At 66.5% G+C, this 16235-nt stretch carries 18 protein-coding genes; 10 read left to right on the top strand and 8 right to left on the bottom strand.

Translation table 11 applies throughout. From position 1 onward, the window contains the following. Position 1: 1 nt before the first annotated feature. The 5 genes from SOM39_RS15410 to SOM39_RS15390 all read left to right on the top strand — a co-directional run bounded on the left by SOM39_RS15410 (position 2) and on the right by SOM39_RS15390 (position 2335). The gene (locus SOM39_RS15410) at positions 2 to 181 is read left to right on the top strand and encodes an Arc family DNA binding domain-containing protein (protein ID WP_070206839.1); all 180 of its coding nucleotides are present in this window, start codon (positions 2 to 4) and stop codon (positions 179 to 181) included. Next, positions 178 to 354, top strand: coding sequence for a DUF4177 domain-containing protein (locus SOM39_RS15405; protein ID WP_083214084.1), 177 nt, complete (start codon positions 178 to 180; stop codon positions 352 to 354). Before SOM39_RS15410 ends, SOM39_RS15405 begins: the two co-directional genes overlap by 4 nt. A 22-nt stretch (positions 355 to 376) precedes the next feature. Next, positions 377 to 898, top strand: a complete 522-nt coding sequence (locus tag SOM39_RS15400) for a PH domain-containing protein (protein ID WP_217536826.1) — start codon at positions 377 to 379, stop codon at positions 896 to 898. 9 nt (positions 899 to 907) lie between these two features. Beyond that, the gene (locus SOM39_RS15395) at positions 908 to 1711 is read left to right on the top strand and encodes a M15 family metallopeptidase (RefSeq protein WP_320458833.1); all 804 of its coding nucleotides are present in this window, start codon (positions 908 to 910) and stop codon (positions 1709 to 1711) included. Positions 1712 to 1804: 93 nt separating this feature from the next. Then, a complete protein-coding gene (locus SOM39_RS15390) occupies positions 1805 to 2335 on the top strand; it encodes a hypothetical protein (protein ID WP_320458832.1) in 531 nt (176 codons plus the stop codon). 244 nt (positions 2336 to 2579) lie between these two features. Here the strand turns inward: SOM39_RS15390 and SOM39_RS15385 are convergent, their stop codons facing one another. The 5 genes from SOM39_RS15385 to SOM39_RS15365 form a co-directional block, all read right to left on the bottom strand. Continuing rightward, complete coding sequence (locus tag SOM39_RS15385; protein WP_217536820.1) at positions 2580 to 3254, bottom strand: DNA-3-methyladenine glycosylase family protein; 675 nt, start codon at positions 3252 to 3254, stop codon at positions 2580 to 2582. A 1-nt stretch (position 3255) separates the two neighbouring features. Next, on the bottom strand, positions 3256 to 3627 hold the full coding sequence (locus tag SOM39_RS15380; RefSeq protein WP_320458831.1) for a DUF423 domain-containing protein: 372 nt from the start codon (positions 3625 to 3627) through the stop codon (positions 3256 to 3258). Between the two features lie 83 nt (positions 3628 to 3710). After that, entirely contained in the window at positions 3711 to 4790 is a 1080-nt protein-coding gene (locus SOM39_RS15375) for an SRPBCC family protein (protein WP_068850143.1), read from the bottom strand. Between the two features lie 264 nt (positions 4791 to 5054). Further along, positions 5055 to 5696, bottom strand: a complete 642-nt coding sequence (locus SOM39_RS15370) for a response regulator (RefSeq protein ID WP_068850140.1) — start codon at positions 5694 to 5696, stop codon at positions 5055 to 5057. Further along, entirely contained in the window at positions 5696 to 6889 is a 1194-nt protein-coding gene (locus SOM39_RS15365) for a sensor histidine kinase (protein WP_068850134.1), read from the bottom strand. Before SOM39_RS15365 ends, SOM39_RS15370 begins: the two co-directional genes overlap by 1 nt. A gap of 137 nt (positions 6890 to 7026) precedes the next feature. Here SOM39_RS15365 and SOM39_RS15360 point away from each other — a divergent pair, with 137 nt between their 5' ends. From SOM39_RS15360 to SOM39_RS15340, 5 genes are read left to right on the top strand one after another with little or no spacing between them, the layout of a single operon-like run. Further along, positions 7027 to 7623 carry a GNAT family N-acetyltransferase gene (locus tag SOM39_RS15360; protein ID WP_068850131.1) on the top strand — a complete coding sequence of 199 codons (597 nt, stop codon included), beginning with the start codon at positions 7027 to 7029 and terminating at the stop codon, positions 7621 to 7623. A gap of 13 nt (positions 7624 to 7636) precedes the next feature. Further along, complete coding sequence (minC, locus tag SOM39_RS15355; protein ID WP_068854585.1) at positions 7637 to 8413, top strand: septum site-determining protein MinC; 777 nt, start codon at positions 7637 to 7639, stop codon at positions 8411 to 8413. Positions 8414 to 8448: 35 nt separating this feature from the next. After that, positions 8449 to 9258, top strand: coding sequence for a septum site-determining protein MinD (gene minD / locus SOM39_RS15350; RefSeq protein ID WP_184125282.1), 810 nt, complete (start codon positions 8449 to 8451; stop codon positions 9256 to 9258). Between the two features lie 2 nt (positions 9259 to 9260). After that, the gene (gene minE, locus SOM39_RS15345; RefSeq protein WP_068850125.1) at positions 9261 to 9521 is read left to right on the top strand and encodes a cell division topological specificity factor MinE; all 261 of its coding nucleotides are present in this window, start codon (positions 9261 to 9263) and stop codon (positions 9519 to 9521) included. 48 nt (positions 9522 to 9569) lie between these two features. Beyond that, positions 9570 to 10052 (top strand): hypothetical protein, encoded by a 483-nt coding sequence (locus SOM39_RS15340; protein ID WP_306989446.1) that lies wholly within the window; start codon positions 9570 to 9572, stop codon positions 10050 to 10052. A 664-nt stretch (positions 10053 to 10716) separates the two neighbouring features. Here SOM39_RS15340 and SOM39_RS15335 read toward each other — a convergent pair. From SOM39_RS15335 to SOM39_RS15325, 3 genes are all read right to left on the bottom strand, one after another. Further along, positions 10717 to 11958 (bottom strand): DUF819 domain-containing protein, encoded by a 1242-nt coding sequence (locus tag SOM39_RS15335; RefSeq protein ID WP_068854583.1) that lies wholly within the window; start codon positions 11956 to 11958, stop codon positions 10717 to 10719. 85 nt (positions 11959 to 12043) lie between these two features. Then, positions 12044 to 14107, bottom strand: coding sequence for a S9 family peptidase (locus tag SOM39_RS15330; RefSeq protein ID WP_320458830.1), 2064 nt, complete (start codon positions 14105 to 14107; stop codon positions 12044 to 12046). Positions 14108 to 14239: 132 nt separating this feature from the next. Further along, positions 14240 to 16210: an OPT family oligopeptide transporter gene (locus tag SOM39_RS15325; RefSeq protein WP_320458829.1), complete on the bottom strand. Its 1971-nt coding sequence runs from the start codon at positions 16208 to 16210 to the stop codon at positions 14240 to 14242. Between the last annotated feature and the right edge of the window lie 25 nt (positions 16211 to 16235).

The raw sequence follows: 16235 nt of genomic DNA, 5'->3' as shown, positions 1-16235 counted from the left end.
CATGAGCGAAAAGAAAGCCTACCCGCTGCGGATCAATGCCGACGTACTGGCGGCGGCGCAACGCTGGGCCGATGACGAGCTGCGCAGTTTGAACGCGCAGATCGAGTACGTGCTGCGCGACGCACTGCGCAAGGCTGGACGCCTTCCCAAACCCGCACCTGATCCGGAGAGCAAGGAATGAGCAAGCGCTGGAGCTACCTCACCGTCGAAGTTAAGCCCTCGTGGACCGGCCTGAAGCCGGAAGACCTGCAGGCCGAACTCAACCGCCAGGGCCAACTCGGCTGGGAGCTGGTGAACGTGATGCAGGGCACCCCGATGGGCGTGGCGTTGCTCTTCTTCAAGAAGGAGCTCTGACGTGGCAGCCCGGACGACGGCCGTGCCCGCCACTGAATTCGCGGTGGCGCCCGCCCCGCTGTGGCGCCTGCTCTGGCTGTGGCTGCCGCTGCTGGGCGTGGCCGTGCTGCTGGTCACCACGCACCTGCAGGAACAACGCACGCCGATGGACATGGCCATCACCCTGCCGTTCCTGCTGGTGCTGGGCGGCGTGCTCAGCTGGGCGTTCCTCCGTCGCCGCATCACGCTGGAACACGGCGAACTGCTGGTGACCTCCACCTTCTACCGCCGTCGCACGGCGGTCTCGTCGATGCTGCTGGACCAGGCGCGCATCGTCGACCTGGCCGAACACAGCCAGTTCAAACCGGGCATGAAGATCAACGGGTTCGGCATGCCGGGGTTCCAGTCCGGCCATTACCGGATGGGCAAGCACAAGGCGTTCTGTCTTGTCACCGATCCCAGCCGCGTGCTGTACCTGCCGCTGCGCGACGACCGCGTGCTGCTGCTCAGCCCCGAGCACCCGCGCGCCCTGCTGGATGCGCTGAACGCGCAGGCTGCGCGATAAGCTGTACGCATGCGCCGACACCCTGCCCTGCTGATCAACACCGCCGATATCGAACTGTGGCCCGGCGGCCTGCTGCGCGCGCGCAGCAACGCCGATGCACGGGCGCTGGCCCGGGCCCGCTGGGTACTGCGGCGCAAGCGTGATGGGCAGTACCTGGCCGCCGCCACCGCGCACGGCCTGTTGCCGTTGGTGCCGCACCTGATGCGCGAGCCGGGGATCGAGGAAGCGCTCGATGCCCTGGACCTGGCGCTGCATGGCACGCAGCGCGCGCATGCAGCCGATGCCTTGCTGCCGCTGAGCGGGCTGCAGGACCGGCTGGAAGAGCTGGGCATCGATGCGGGGCGCTATGAGCAGGACACCGCACTGGCGCTGGAAGCCGAACCGGAACGGCTGGCGCTGGCCGGCTTCGACCGTTACCGCCGCCCGCTGTGGCTGCAGCAGGGCGCCGCGCGCGCCTGGCAGCGCATGCAGCAGCAGGCCGCGCGCGAGGGCACCGTGCTGGAGGCCATCTCGGGCTACCGCAGCCACGATTACCAGCTGGGCATCTTCGCGCGCAAACGCGCACGCGGGCTGGAGGTGGATGCGATCCTGCAGGTCAACGCCGCACCGGGGTACAGCGAACACCACAGCGGGCGTGCGCTGGATATCAGCAGCCCGGGGGAACCGCCGGCCGAGGAGAGCTTCGAGTCAACCGCTGCGTTCGCGTGGCTGCTGGAGCACGCGGGAAGCTATGGCTTCCACCTGAGCTACCCCCGCGACAACCCCCACGGCATCGTGTACGAGCCGTGGCATTGGTGCTGGAAGGCGACCTGATCCCGCTTCCGGCGCAGCCACGCAGCGCGTGGCTCTACCCAAGCGGTACATCTGCCGTTAAGCTTCGCGCATCATCCAGGGGGAGAGCGCGTCATGGAAGACCAGAGCCCGTACCAGGCCAGCCGCGTCGTACCTGCGGCTGCCACGCGTCGCGATTGGCGCGACGAACCGCCTCGTGAGATCACCAGCCCGATCCGGCACATGTGGATCATGCTGGCCATCGGGGCCGTCGCCGGTGGCATCGGCACGATTGGGCTGCTTGCTTCCGGCGACCCAGCCAACCGCTTCCTGCTGCTGGTCATGGCGGCCACGTTCGTCATCTATGGGCTGGCGACATTCGGGGTCTACAAGCGAAGCCGGACCGCTGCCTGCGCGGTGTTGGTGTTGTGTGCAATGAGCGTACTGGGCACCCTGCTGAACATCAGCAGTGGCCAGGGGTCGTTGAGCGGCGTCGGCTTCACGGCCCTGCTCGCCTTCGTCAGCGTGCGCGGCACGCTCGCCACCTTCCGCTACCACCGGCATATGCGCACGGTGCGCAGCCGCCCGCCGCGTACGCGGTTGAGTGAGGACCCGGCGTTTGCGCCCAAGCTGCAGCCTGCCGTCGCGGATGTTTCGCGCGAATAACGGGGCGTAAGCAGCATGGATCGCGACAGCGCCATGCGGCCCGCGCGTGGCACCTCGCACCACGGGCGATCACCGCGCCGATGTAGAGCCACGCCCTGCGTGGCTGGGCTTCGTTCGGCGTCCCGTGGACACGCATGGCGTGTCCCTACGCGGCGATTTTCGGTGCGCGGCGATTGTCGGTGCACGGCGATCGTACGTGCGCGCGATTGTCCGTGCGCGGCGATGTGTCAGTTGGCGGGACAGGTCAATCCTGGGAGCGGTTGGTGCTGGCCTTCGGGCTTTCGGTGAAATCGGCGATGCGCCACAGGTACAGGCTGGCGTAGGTCCGGAACGGGCCCCACTTTTCGCCGCGGGCGGCCAGCTCCTTCGGGGTCGGCATTGCTTCTGCCTTGTCCACCCGCTGGGCGCCCTTGCGCACGCCCAGGTCGTCGATGGGCAGGATGTCTGGGCGGCCGAGCCGGAACATGAGCATCATTTCCACGGTCCAGCGGCCGATGCCACGGATCGGCACCAGTGCGTCGATGATCGCGTCGTGCGGCATCACCGACATCCGCCGCAGGTCGGGAATCTCGCCTGCCGCCTCGCGCCGGGCCAAGTCACGCAGGGCCAACGCTTTGTTGCCGGAGACACCGCAGCTGCGCAGGCCGGGGTCGTCGATCCGTGCCAGGGTGTCGGCGTGCAGGCGGGTGCTGCCGATGGCCGTCTCCACCCGGCCCACGATGGTGGAGGCGGCCTTGCCGCTGAGCTGCTGGAACAGGATCGCGCGGGCCAGGGCATCGACCGGGTCGAAACTGCGTGCCCAGCCAGGCGGCGCCGCCACCGGCCCGAGCCGCTTCATCCAGCTGCCCAGCCGACGGTCGCGGCGCGACAGCCAGTCGTGCGCCTCGTCTACATCAAAGCCCCGGCGGAAGCGCGGCATGTCAGCGCCTCAGGGCATTGAGCGCGTACACCACCCACCCGAGCATCAAGGCCGTGCCACCCACCGGGGCCAGCCCGGTGCGCAACTGCCACAACGCGCCGGCCACCAGGCTGCCGGAGAACAACAGCGTGCCCAACAGCAGCACGTACAACGCCAGCTTGCCCACGCTGTTCTGCTGGGTGGGGCCCAGCACGGCCAACGCCACGCCATGCCCAAAGGCGAACAGCGCAGCAGTACTCACATGCGACTGCGCCAGCGGTTCGGCGATTCCGTGCGAGGCATAGGCCGACAGGCCCACGGCCGTGGCCGCCAACAGGCCCCCCAGGCAGGCCAGCAGTGAAGGTTTACGCGCGCGTCGTTCCAGGTTGAGCATGGCTGCATCTTCCTCCAAAAAAAAACGCGCCGCAGGAAGCGGCGCGTTTTCTGTTCTACGTTACATCCGTGGCAACCGTCGGTTTACTTGACGGCCCAGTAGATGTCGTACGTACCTTCCTGCGTGAACGACTTCTCCAGACCGCCGTTCCACGTTTCGTACGGACGATCGATCACTTCGTTGCCGCCGGTCACAGCCCAGGCACGCAGTGCGTTGCGAGCGATGTCCAGGCCAGCCATGTGGCCGGTGTACTTGGCGTGGGCGGTACGGTGCGGGGCAACGTGCACGTACTTGACCGGGGCACCACCATCGATCTTCACCGTCAGGGCTTCAGCCGAAGCGCCTGCAGTACCCTTCTTCTTGACCGGCTGGGCCACGTCGAAGGCGTACTTCTCCTGACCGAAGTCAGTGGTGATGATGCGGAACGGACCGGCGGCTTCGAGGTCATTGGCCTCCATCACGCGCTTGATCCACTCCTGGTTGTCCTTGATGGACTTGGTGATGGTCGCTTCGCCGCGATCAACGTTGCCGGCGGTGACGACCAGCAGGTCTTCGGCCGGGGCATCGACGATGGCCAGGTCGACCAGCGGGGCTTCGGCGGTGCGGTAGTCGATGTTCGGCACGGTAGCCAGCATGTTGGCCATGCGCGACAGACCCAGCTTCAGGTCGTCACCGACGTGACGGCTGACGTACAGACCGGCGTAACGACCAAACAGGTTCCAGCCGTACTTGATGCTGTAGTCCTGGGTGATCTTGACGTTGCGGCCACCCTTGCCGGTCGGCTCAAGCGTGAAGCTGGTCTTCTTGTCGTGGCCCTTGGTCTGGTCCTCGATGGCGATGGCCACGCGCTTGTTCGGCTCGGACTCGGTGATCGTCCAGCTGCCCTGGCCCAGCGACGATTCCTTGGAGGAATAGTCCAGGCGGGCACCCACGCCGGCGGCGGGGCCGGAGTGCTTCAGTTCAACGGCGGGATCGCGCAGGACGAGCGGGTTCCAGTCCTTGAAGCGGCGCAGGCTGTTGACCGTGTCGTACACGATCGTCATCTTGCGGTTGGTCTCGATGCTTTCGGTAATGTGACGCTCGCCCGGCAGCACAACGCCAATGATGACGAACAGGCCAGCCACGATCCCCAAGGCGATCAGGAACTCGATAATACGGGTCATTCAGGAGTCTCCGGGGCCGATCCCACGGCCGGGTTGATTGAAGCGAAGCGCCAATCCTAGCAGGCTTCGCGGGTGTTGTTGATCAGGATTGGCGCACCGGTTTCCATACCAGCAGCGGTTTTGAATAGACAAGGAGCGGAAAGATAGCGCATCGCGCGGGCCAGCATGTGGCCGTTGGCCATATTTATTTGCCGGTTTCGGCAAGGAGGCCTGCGACGACCGCCGCAGGCCTTGCCACACAAGGCTTTCAACTGGCGTTCATGTTCACACCAGTTGCAGCTCGAATGCCTTCAGCACCGCCCGGGTGCGGTCGCGCACGCCCAGCTTGGACAGGATGTTGGACACATGGTTCTTGATGGTGCCTTCGGCCACGCCCAGCGAATTGGCGATCTCCTTGTTGGAGAACCCGCTGGCCATCAGCCGCAGGATCTCGGTCTCGCGGTCGGTGAGCGGGTCGGGCCGATCCAGGCTCACGAACTCGTTGCGCATGTGCTCCAGCCCCGACAGCAGGCGCTGGGTGACCGCCGGCTGCACCAGCGAACCGCCATCGGCCACGGTGCGGATGGCACCGACCAGCTGTTCCAGGGTCACGTCCTTGAGCAGGTAGCCCTTGGCGCCGGCCTTGAGCCCGGCCAGGACCAGCTGGTCATCGTCGAAGGTGGTGAGGATGATGGTCGGCGGCAGCTGGCCCAGCCGCGACAGCGACTGCAGCGCCTCCAGCCCGGACATCACCGGCATGCGCATGTCCATCAGCACCACGTCGGGGCGGATCTGCGGCACCACCTCGACGGCCTGGCGGCCATCGGCGGCTTCGGCCACCACTTCGATCCCGTCATCCAGGGCGAGCAGCGAGCGGATTCCCTGCCGCACCAGGGTTTGGTCGTCGACCAGGCAGACGCGAATCATCAACGCACTCCTTCCAGGATGGCACCCAGCATCAGCACTGGCACGCCGGGAACCGAGGCGCGCAGGCGGAAGCCCTGACCCCGGTGGGTTTCAATCTGCAGCTCACCGCCGCATTGTTGCAGGCGTTCCCGCATGCCACGCAAGCCGTTGCCGATCACGATGCCATCGGCGCCGACGCCATCGTCGTGCGCCTGCACCACCACCTGCCCCGGCGGCTCGCGGAATACCTGGATCCACAGGTTGCGGGCGCGCGCATGGCGCACCGCGTTGGTGATGATCTCCTGGGTGCAGCGCAGCAGGACGTGGGCCTGTTCGGGGTCTTCCACGCTCAGTGGTTCTTCAATGTCCAGGTGGATGTCCAGCGAGGGCACCTGCTCGGTCAGCGGGCGCAGCGCGGCGGCCAGGTCGATGGCGCCGCTGTCGCGCAGCTGGCTCACGGCTTCGCGCACGTCGGTGAGCAGCAGCTTGGCCAGGGTATGGGCCTGGTGCACATGCTCCTGGGCCTGGCCCTCGGTGATGTGGCCGGCCACTTCCAGGTTCAGGCTCAGCGCGGTGAGGTGGTGGCCGAGCAGGTCATGCAGCTCGCGCGAGATCCGGGTGCGCTCGTTTACCCGTGCGCTTTCGGCCAGCAGCACGCGGGTGGCGCGCAGCTCCGTATTGAGCCGGCGCTGCTCTTCGCGGGCGTCGGTCTGCTGGCGGGCGACCAGGCTGGTCACGAAGATGAACATGGAGAAGCCGCCATACAGCAGCGACTGCATCACCGCCTCGAACAGCGAGAACGGCAGGAACAGGTAATAGACCGGGGCGACCGCCAGCTGGCTGACCAGCAGCCAGATCACCCCGACCCGGGCCGGCAGCATCCACGGGATGACCCCGGCGGCCACCATCATCAGGATGCTGCCCAGGCCCGAGCCGCTCAGGAAGCTCACGGCCAGGGCGGAAATGGTCAGCAGGACCAGGATGGCGCGGTCGTACCAGGCCGAATGGCCGCCGTTGCGCAGGCCGCGGGTCAGCCACAGGTAGCCGCCGCCGAAGGCCAGGTAGGACACGAACAACAGCAGGGGCGGCACGTCGATGCCGCCGCTGCGGCGGACCGCTTCGTACTGGGAATAGACCAGCGGCAGGCCAAGCATGACCCAGGTGAACAGGCCGGCCAGTCGCAGTACTCGGGTTTGGCTGAGGTATCCCAACATGGACGCATCTTAGGCTGAACCTGCGCCGCTGCACCCGGACATAAGTCATGGCTGGCCTGTGCCCTGCCCGGCCACCCATGCAATAATCACCGGCAGGGCCCCTAGACGGGCCAACCGCGTTACCCCACGGAGTCACAATGTCGATTGTCATCCGCGACGTGCGCGAGCACGAGCTCGATTCCGTCCTGGCCCTGAACAACAACGCCGGCCTGGCCATCCTTCCGCTGGATGCCGCCCGCCTGCGCCTGTTCTATGAAACCGCTGAATACTTCCGCGTCGCCGAGCGCGACGGCAACCTGGCCGGCTTCCTGATCGGTTTCGGCAGCGACAGCCAGCACGACAGCAGCAACTTCGCGTGGTTCAAGCAGCACCTGACCAGCAAATTCTTCTACATCGACCGCATCGTGGTGGCCAGCCGCCGCCGTGGCGGTGGTGTGGGCCGGGCGTTCTACGCCGATGCCCAGAGCTACGCCGAGCTGCGCTACCCGCAGCTGACCTGCGAGGTGTTCCTGGACCACGGCGCCGATGCGGCGCTGCTGTTCCACGGCAGCTTCGGCTTCCGCGAGGTCGGGCAGAACAACATGCCGCACGTGGATGTGCGGGCCAGCATGCTGCTCAAGGACCTGTGCAGTTACCAGTGGGTGCACGACACCTACGGCGACGCGCTGCCGGACGTGCCCTGGGTGGGCCAGCGTCGCGAGCCGCTGCGCGCGCATCGACCGACGGGGACCTGAGGTGGCGGCGAACATGGATTTTGAACAGGCCGGTGAACTGAAGATCGGCCAGGTGGGCATCGCCAACCTGCGCATCCGCACCCTGGATGTGGAACGCCTCACCCGCGAAATGCACGACCGCGTGGCCCGCGCGCCGAAGCTGTTCGGCCGCGCTGCGGTCATCCTGGACTTCGGCGGCCTGAGCCAGATGCCCGACGTGGCCACGGCCCAGGCGCTGCTGGATGGCCTGCGCAGTGCCGGCGTGCTGCCGGTGGCGCTGGCCTACGGCAGCAACGAAACCGACCTGCTCTCGCAGCAGCTGGGGCTGCCGCTGCTGGCCAAGTTCCGCGCGCAGTACGAGCGCGCCGAGGCTGAGCCGGCACCTGCGCCCGTTGCAGCCGCACCGGCCCCGGAACCGGCACGCCGCGCGCGTGCCGCCGCACCGGCCCCTGCCGCGGCGGTGGACGCGGGCAATGCGCCCAAGCCCGGCCGCATGCAGACCAGCAACGTGCGTTCGGGCCAGCAGCTGTACGCGGAGAACTGCGACCTGACGGTGATGGCCACGGTCGGCGCGGGCGCCGAGGTGATCGCCGATGGCAGCATCCATATTTACGGTACGCTGCGGGGCCGTGCCCTGGCAGGTGCCCAGGGCAACACCACGGCGCGCATTTTCTGCCGTGACTTCCACGCTGAACTGGTCGCCATTGCCGGCCATTACAAGGTACTGGACGATGTCCCGGACAACCTGCGCGGCAAGGCCGTGCAGGTGTGGCTGGAACAGGACCAGATCAAGATCGCTGCGCTGGACTGACGCGGCAACCCAACAGAATCATCAGGAGAAGTCCTTTGGCTGAAATCATCGTAGTCACCTCCGGCAAGGGCGGCGTCGGCAAGACCACTTCCAGCGCGAGCCTTGCCTGCGGCCTTGCGCGCAGGGGCAAGAAGGTGGCGGTGATCGACTTCGACGTCGGCCTGCGCAACCTCGACCTGATCATGGGCTGCGAGCGGCGCGTGGTGTACGACTTCGTGAATGTCGTGCACGGCGAGGCCACGCTCAAGCAGGCCCTGATCAAGGACAAGCGTTTCGACAACCTGTACGTGCTGGCGGCATCGCAGACGCGCGACAAGGATGCGCTGACCCAGGAAGGCGTGGGCAAGGTGCTGAAGGACCTGGCCGCTGACGGTTTCGATTACATCATCTGCGATTCGCCGGCGGGTATCGAAAAGGGTGCGTTCCTGGCGATGTATTTCGCCGACCGCGCGGTGGTGGTGGTGAACCCGGAAGTGTCGTCGGTACGCGACTCGGACCGCATCATCGGCCTGCTGGATTCGAAGACGCACAAGGCCGAATCGGGCCAGAACGTGCCGGCCTTCCTGCTGCTGACCCGTTACAGCCCGGTCCGGGTGGAGTCGGGCGAGATGCTGAGCATCACGGACGTGGAAGAGGTGCTGGGGCTGAAGGCGATCGGCGTGATCCCGGAGTCGGGGGATGTGCTGAACGCGTCCAACAAGGGCGAGCCGGTGATCCTGGATGCAGAATCGCCCGCAGGCCAGGCATACGATGATGCGGTGGCCCGCATCCTCGGCGAAGAGCGCCCGATGCGCTTCACCGTTGTTGAGAAGAAGGGCTTCTTCAGCAAGCTGTTCGGAGGGTAAGCATGGGCCTGTTCGATTTCCTCAAGACGAAGAAGACCACCGCCGAAACGGCCAAGAACCGCCTGCAGATCATCATCGCGCAGGAACGCAGCCACCGTGGCGGCCCGGATTACCTGCCGCTGCTGCAGCGTGAGCTGCTGGAAGTGATCAAGAAGTACGTGAACATCGACGCGGACGCGGTCAAGGTAGACCTGGTCAAGGACGGCGAGCACGACGTGCTGGACATTTCGGTGGCGCTGCCGGAAGGCCCGCAGCAGCCCTGACCGTAAAGGCCCCTTCCCCACCGGGAAGGGGCGCAGGACGCACACGCCATGAACACCGCCGCCGAAGCAGAACCGCAGGTCACCCGGGTGGCCGACATCGCCTTCGAGGATGCGGCGGCGTTGCTGGCCCGCCACGCGCTGCAGCTGCACCACGTGGCCGATGGCGCACCGATTCCAGGCAGTTACTGGGGCGAGCCCGAGGCGGGCATCATCGCCAGCGACGTCTACGTGCGTAACGACACGCCGGTGCACTCGATGCTGCACGAGGCCTGCCACCTGATCGTACTGCCGCCCGAACGCCGCGCGCTGGTGCACACCGACGCGACCGATTCGGTCCCCGAAGAAGACGCCACCTGTTACCTGCAGATCGTGCTGGCCGGTCAGCTGCCGGGCGTAGGCAGCGCGCAGCTGATGGCGGACATGGATGCCTGGGGCTACACCTATCGCCTCGGCTCCACGCGCGCCTGGTTCGAGCAGGATGCCGAAGACGCAAAAGCCTGGCTGATCGAACGCGGCCTCCTCGCCGCGTAAAACGGTGTACGAGCGCACGCGCGCATGAGCGCGGTAGGGTCGGTCGTCAGACGACTGCCGATACGAACGATCGGCACGGCGACGCATTGCGCCTGGGCGGATAAACGCTCTCGGCGGTGCTGGATCCACGCGTAGAGCGCTGGCTGTTCGGTTTTCATCGCGCGGTGCGAGAACGGGGGTGCCCTGGCCGGACACGCGTGAACCCATCCATGGGGCTTATCGCAGCTTGCGCGTGTGCGCTGTCCTGCGTACACGGCAAGACCGGGGTTGGGCTCCTGCCCAACCCGTCGGGCGTATACGCCCGACCCATGCTGCTCAAAGTCCGGCCAGGGCACCCCCGCCCTCGCCCCCTCAGTTCTCTGCGACGACCGGATACAAGGTCAAAAGCATCGCGCGAGCCCGGACATTCAGGTTGCCGCTCAGCCACGCATGGCGTGGCTCTACGGCGAAACAATTCGATCGACCTGACGCCATCTGCCTTTGACTTCCTGTCCGCCGACGCATGCCTGTCTGGGGGAGCGGGGTGGAGGGGGTAGCGGGGCTTTGAGCAGCATGGATGCTGCGATAAGCCCCATGGATGGGTTCACGCGTGCCCCGCTACCCCCTCCACCCCGCTCCCCCGCGCGCAGAGAACGAAAACGCCAGCGCTTCTACGCAGGAGAACTCAGCCGCCTGCCAAAGCCCGCAGCGTAATGCCAACGATGTAAGCGAGATACGTACCAGTCGCATACCCCATTGTCCCGAGCAGCACGCCAACGGGAGCAAGGGAGGGATGGAACGCAGCCGCAACCACGGGCGCCGAAGCCGGCCCGCCGATGTTGGATTGCGAGCCGATGGCGAAGTAGAAGAACGGCACCTTGAGCGCCATGGCCAGTGCGAGCAGCAGCAGGATGTGCACGGCGATCCAGATCAGGCCCAGTGCGAACAGCCACGGGCGTTCCAGCAGGGCCAGCAGGTCCATCTGCATGCCGATGCAGGCGATCAGGAAGTACAGCAGAAGCGAGCCCAGCTTCGAGGCGCCCGCGCCTTCCAGGTTGCGCGCGCGGGTGAAGCTCAATGCCAGGCCGCAGGTGGTGGAGATCACCACGACCCACACGAACGGCGCGTCGAGGCTGAACTGCGAAGCCCACGCCACGTGCCCCTTGAACCAGGCCGATACCGGGCCGGCGATGGCGTGCGACAGGCCCACCGTGCCGAACGCTACCGCCACGATCAGCATCAGGTCGGTCAGGCTCGCCACGCGTTCGTGCTCGGCCTGGAATTTTTCGATGCGCAGTTTCAGTTCATCGATCGCGGATGTATCCGCGCCGGTGCGCGCGTCGATCTTCGCCGCGCGGCCGGCCATGAAGATCAGCACCGCCATCCATACGTACCCTACGCCCACGTCCACTACCGCGAACTGGCCGAAGGTGGTGGCGTTGACGTCGAAGACCTCGCGCATGGCCAGCATGTTCGCGCCGCCGCCGATCCAGCTGCCGGCCAACGCGGCCATGCCCGCCCAGGTATCGCCGGCGACCGTTTCCGGGTGCGCCCACTTCATCAGCATGAAGGCCACCACCGCACCGATCATGATGCTGAAGGACGCGCCCAGGTACATCACGATCAGCTTCGGGCCCAGCCGCAGGATGCCCTTGATGTCCACCGCCAGCGTCAGCAGTACCAGCGCGGCCGGCAGCAGGATGTCGCGCGCGATCGGGTTGTACAGGCTGGTGTTCTGCCCGTCGATCAGGCCCACCGTGTTGTAGATGCCGGGAATCATGTAGCACAGCAGCAGTGCCGGCACGAAGGTGTAGAAGCGCTTCCACAACCCCGTCTCGCGTGAGGCGGTCCAGAACACGGCACCCAGGGTGGCGGCGATGAGGCCGAAAACTACGATGTCGTTCTGGATCAGAGCGGGTGCTTTCACGGAATGGAGCGCCTGGAAAGGGGTGCGCGCGTGCGCGTTGGGTAACCACATATGAAAGCGCCGCCTTTCGGCGGCGCTTTCGACATCACTCGCCGATGTGCTGCTTCAGCCAGCCGTTCACGGTGTCGTGCCACTGCACGCTGTTCTGCGGCTTGAGCACCCAGTGGTTCTCGTCCGGGAAGTACAGGAACTTCGACTCGATGCCCTGGCGCTGCGCGGCCGTGAACGCGCCCAGGCCCTGTTCGACCGGAATGCGGAAGTCGAGCTGGCCGTGGATGATCAGGATCGGCTTTTTCCAGTCCGCCACGTGATTGACCGGGTTGAACTTCTCGTAGTTCTGCGGCTTGGCGAACGGCGTGCCGCCCTGCTCCCATTCCGTGAACCACAGCTCTTCGGTGGCGTAGCCCATCATGCGCTGGTCGAACACGCCGTCATGGTTGACCAGGCACTTCCACGGCTCGTTCCAGTTGCCGGCGATCCAGTTGACCATGAAGCCGCCGTAGCTGGCGCCCAGCGCGCAGGCCTTGTCGCCGTTGAGGAACGGGTACTGCTTCTGCGCCGCCGCCCAGCCCTTCTGCAGGTCTTCGAGCGGGCGGTCGCCCCAGTGCTGGCTGATCGCATCGGTGAACGCCTGGCCGTAGCCGGTGGAACCGTGGAAATCGATCATCACCACCGCGTAGCCCTGGCCCGCGTAGGTCTGCGGGTTCCAGCGGTAGCTCCAGCCATTGCCGAAGCTGCCCTGCGGGCCGCCGTGGATCAGGAACGCCACCGGGTAGGTCTTGCCTTCCTGGTAGCTGTACGGCTTGACCACGTAACCGTGCACGGTTTCGTTGTTCCAGCCCTTGAACTGGAACTGCTCGTAATCGCCGAAGGCCACGTCGGGCAGCATCTGGCCGGCGCTCGGGGTGATCTCGCGCGGGCTGCTGCCGTCGGCCTGGGCCACCACGATCTGGTCGCCGCTCTTCAGGCTGTTCTTCGTGTAGGCCAGCGTGCTGCCGGCGATCACCGGCGAGCCGACGCTGCCGCCTTCGGCGACCACCGTGGCCTTGCCGGTGGCGATGTCGATGTTGAACAGGCGGTGCTCGCCCAGGTCATCGGCCGCGGTGTAGAAGCTCTTTTCGTCCTGCGACAGCACCACTTCACCGGCCGAACGGTCCCAGCCCGGGGCGATTTCGCGGGTCTTGCCCGAGGCCAGGTCGAGCGCGATCACGCCGAAACGGTCCGCCTCGAAGCCCGGGCGCTTCATCGCGCGGTAGTACAGGGTGTTGCCGTCGGCGCTGAACACCGGGCCGGCATCCCAGGCCGGGTTGGCCGCGGTCAGGTTGACCGGGGCCTGCTTGCCCTCGGCATCCAGGCGGTACAGGTCGAAGTTGGTCGACCATGCTTCTTCGCGGCCGGCCACGCGGATGCTGGCCACCACGCTTTTGCCATCCGGCGCCCAGGTGAAGTCGTCATTGCCGCCGAACGGCTTGGACGGCGCATCGCCGGCCAGCGTCGCGCTGATCGCCGAGGCGCCCTTGACTGCAGCGGCCTTGGCGGCCGGCAGCGGGGCCACGAACAGGGTGTTGCGGCGGCCGTCGTTCCAGGTGTCCCAATGGCGCACGAACAGGCTGTCGAACACTTCACCGGTGTTCTTGCGCGCCTTGTGCGCGTCCAGCTTCTTGCTGGTGCAGGCCAGGTCTGAACCGCAGTCCTGGAACACGCCGGCGCTGAAGGCCACGCGGTCGCCCTTCGGCGAGATCTGGAAGCTGTCCACGTCCACCGCGAAATCGGTCAGCTGGCGCGGGGTGCCGCCGACCAGCGGCATCGAATACAACTGCTGGCTGCCGCCCTTGGCGCTGAGGAAGTACACCGTCTCGCCGTCGGCCGACAGCGCGGCCGAATTGACGTTCCAGCCGGCCGGGGTGAGCGGCTTGGGCGGGGCCGCATCGCGGGTGCGCAGGTTGCGGATGAACAGGCCGGTGCTGGCCTTGCTGTCGGTGCCGACCACGCGCTTGGCGAACACCACGTTGCCGCCATCGGCGGTCAGCAGCGGGGCCGAAACCCGATCCAGCGCGATCATGTCGCGCACATCCAGGCCACGCGTGGCGGCCAGCGACGGCAGCGCGGTCAGCAGGCACAACGGCAACAGGGCGTAACGAAGCTTCATCGGGTTCTCCGCGGAACGGCAAAACGCCGATGGTAGGGGGCGGGAGCCTCCCAGCGCAAAGGCCACACGTCATGCCCCGGAAACAACAAACCCCGCCGTGGCGGGGTTTGTCGGGTTCACATGGGCTCTCGATCAGACCGCGGTGGCTTTTTTGCCCGTGCGGTAGATCAGCCAGCCCACCACGAACAGCACCGCCAGACCGATCCACTGCGCGGCCGGCAGGTGGAACGGCACGGCCAGCACGTCGGCGCGGCTGCTGACCACGATCGGCACGGCGATGGCGATGCCCATCAGTGCTTCACCGGTGATCAGGCCGGCAGCGAACAGCACGCCCGGCTTGTGCACGCGGTCGCGGCCTTCTTCATCGTCGGCGCGCACCTTGTGGAAACGCTCGACCAGGTAGGAGATCAGGCCGCCCAGGAAGATCGGCACCATCAGTTCCAGCGGCAGGTAGATACCAATCGCAGCGGCCAGCACCGGCACGCGGAAGCGGGCGTTGCGCGACTTCAGCCAGCTGTCGAAGGCGATGATCGCCGCACCGACCACGGCACCAATGCCGATGAAGGTCCACGGCAGTTCGCCACCGAACAGGCCCTTGGCCACCGACGCCATCAGGTTGGCCTGCGGTGCGGCCAGCGCGTTCGGGTGCAGCTCGGACTTGACGCCGATGCCGTACGCGGTAGCCAGCAGGTTCAGCACCGGCGCCATGATCAGCGCACACGAGAACGCACCGATGCCCAGCATCAGCTGCTGCTTCCACGGCGTTGCACCCACGATGTAGCCGGCCTTGAGGTCCTGCAGGTTGTCGCCGCCAACGGCAGCGGCGCAGCACACCACCGCACCGATCATGATCGCGGCCACCGCACCCAGCGGCGCGCCACCGACGCCCACCGGGGTCAGGCCGTCCTTGCCCAGCAGCAGCACCAGCACCGCCGAGGCGAACAGGATGGTGGAGATGGTGATGCCCGAGACCGGGTTGTTGGACGAGCCGATCAGGCCGGCCAGGTAGGCCGAGACCGAGACGAACAGGAAGCCGGCAACGATCATGATGAGGGTCATCGGGATCGACACGTGCCACTGGCCCACGATGGCCTGGTACAGCGCCAGCAGCGGCAGGGTGAAGGCCACCAGCGCCACCAGCATCCACTTCATCGGCAGGTCGCGTTCGGTGTGCGCCAGCGCCGGGCCGCCGCTCTTGCGCGCGGCGGCAAAGCCGCTCTTGACGCCGTTGAGCAGCGACTTGCGCAGCGAGATCAGGGTCCACACGCCGCCGATCAGCATCGCGCCCACGCCCAGGTAGCGCATCTTCGCGCCCCAGATGGCGAACGCCGCCTCGGTGGACGAGGCGGTGGCGATCGACGCGGCCAGGGCCGGATCGGTGTTCATGAAGAACGCCTGGTACAGCGGGATGGCGATGTGCCAGGTCAGGATCGAGCCGGACACCACCACGATGCCTACATTGAGGCCGACGATGTAACCCACGCCCAGCAGCGCCGGCGACAGGTTGGTGCCGATGAACGCGGTGACCTTGGAGCTGCCCACGTAGGCCGAGGTCGCCCAAGCATCGGGAATCAGGCGCATGCCGCTTTCCGCAGCCAGCTTCACCACCGCACCGATCACCGCCGACAGGCCGAGGATCTTCAGGCCCGGGCCCGGGTTCTCACCGGCCTTGAGCACTTCGGCCGCGGCCTTGCCTTCCGGGAACGGAAGCGGGTCTTCGACGATCATCGAACGGCGCAGCGGCACCGAGAACAGCACGCCCAGCAGGCCACCCAGGCCGGCGATGCCCAGCACCCACCAGTACTTGAAGTCCGGCCAGTAGCCCATGATCACCAGCGCCGGGATCGTGAAGATCACACCGGCGGCGATCGACGAACCGGCCGAAGCGCCAGTCTGCACGATGTTGTTTTCCAGGATCGTGCCGCCGCCCAGCAGGCGCAGCACCCCCATGGAAATCACCGCCGCCGGAATGGCCGTGGCGATGGTCAGGCCTGCGAACAGACCCAGGTAGGCGTTGGCCGCCGACAGGATCACCGCCAGCACGATGGCAAGCACCACCGCGCGGAATGTGAGCTGTCTGGGCGCAGCGTCGTCGTTGTTCATGGAAGCCCCTGCTGGCAAAAAATCC

Source organism: Stenotrophomonas sp. CFBP8994 (assembly GCF_034044835.1).
In the GTDB taxonomy this organism is placed as follows: domain Bacteria; phylum Pseudomonadota; class Gammaproteobacteria; order Xanthomonadales; family Xanthomonadaceae; genus Stenotrophomonas; species Stenotrophomonas rhizophila_A.
The sequence above is the reverse complement of the archived record's forward strand: the minus strand, read 5'-3'. Positions and strand labels throughout refer to the sequence as shown.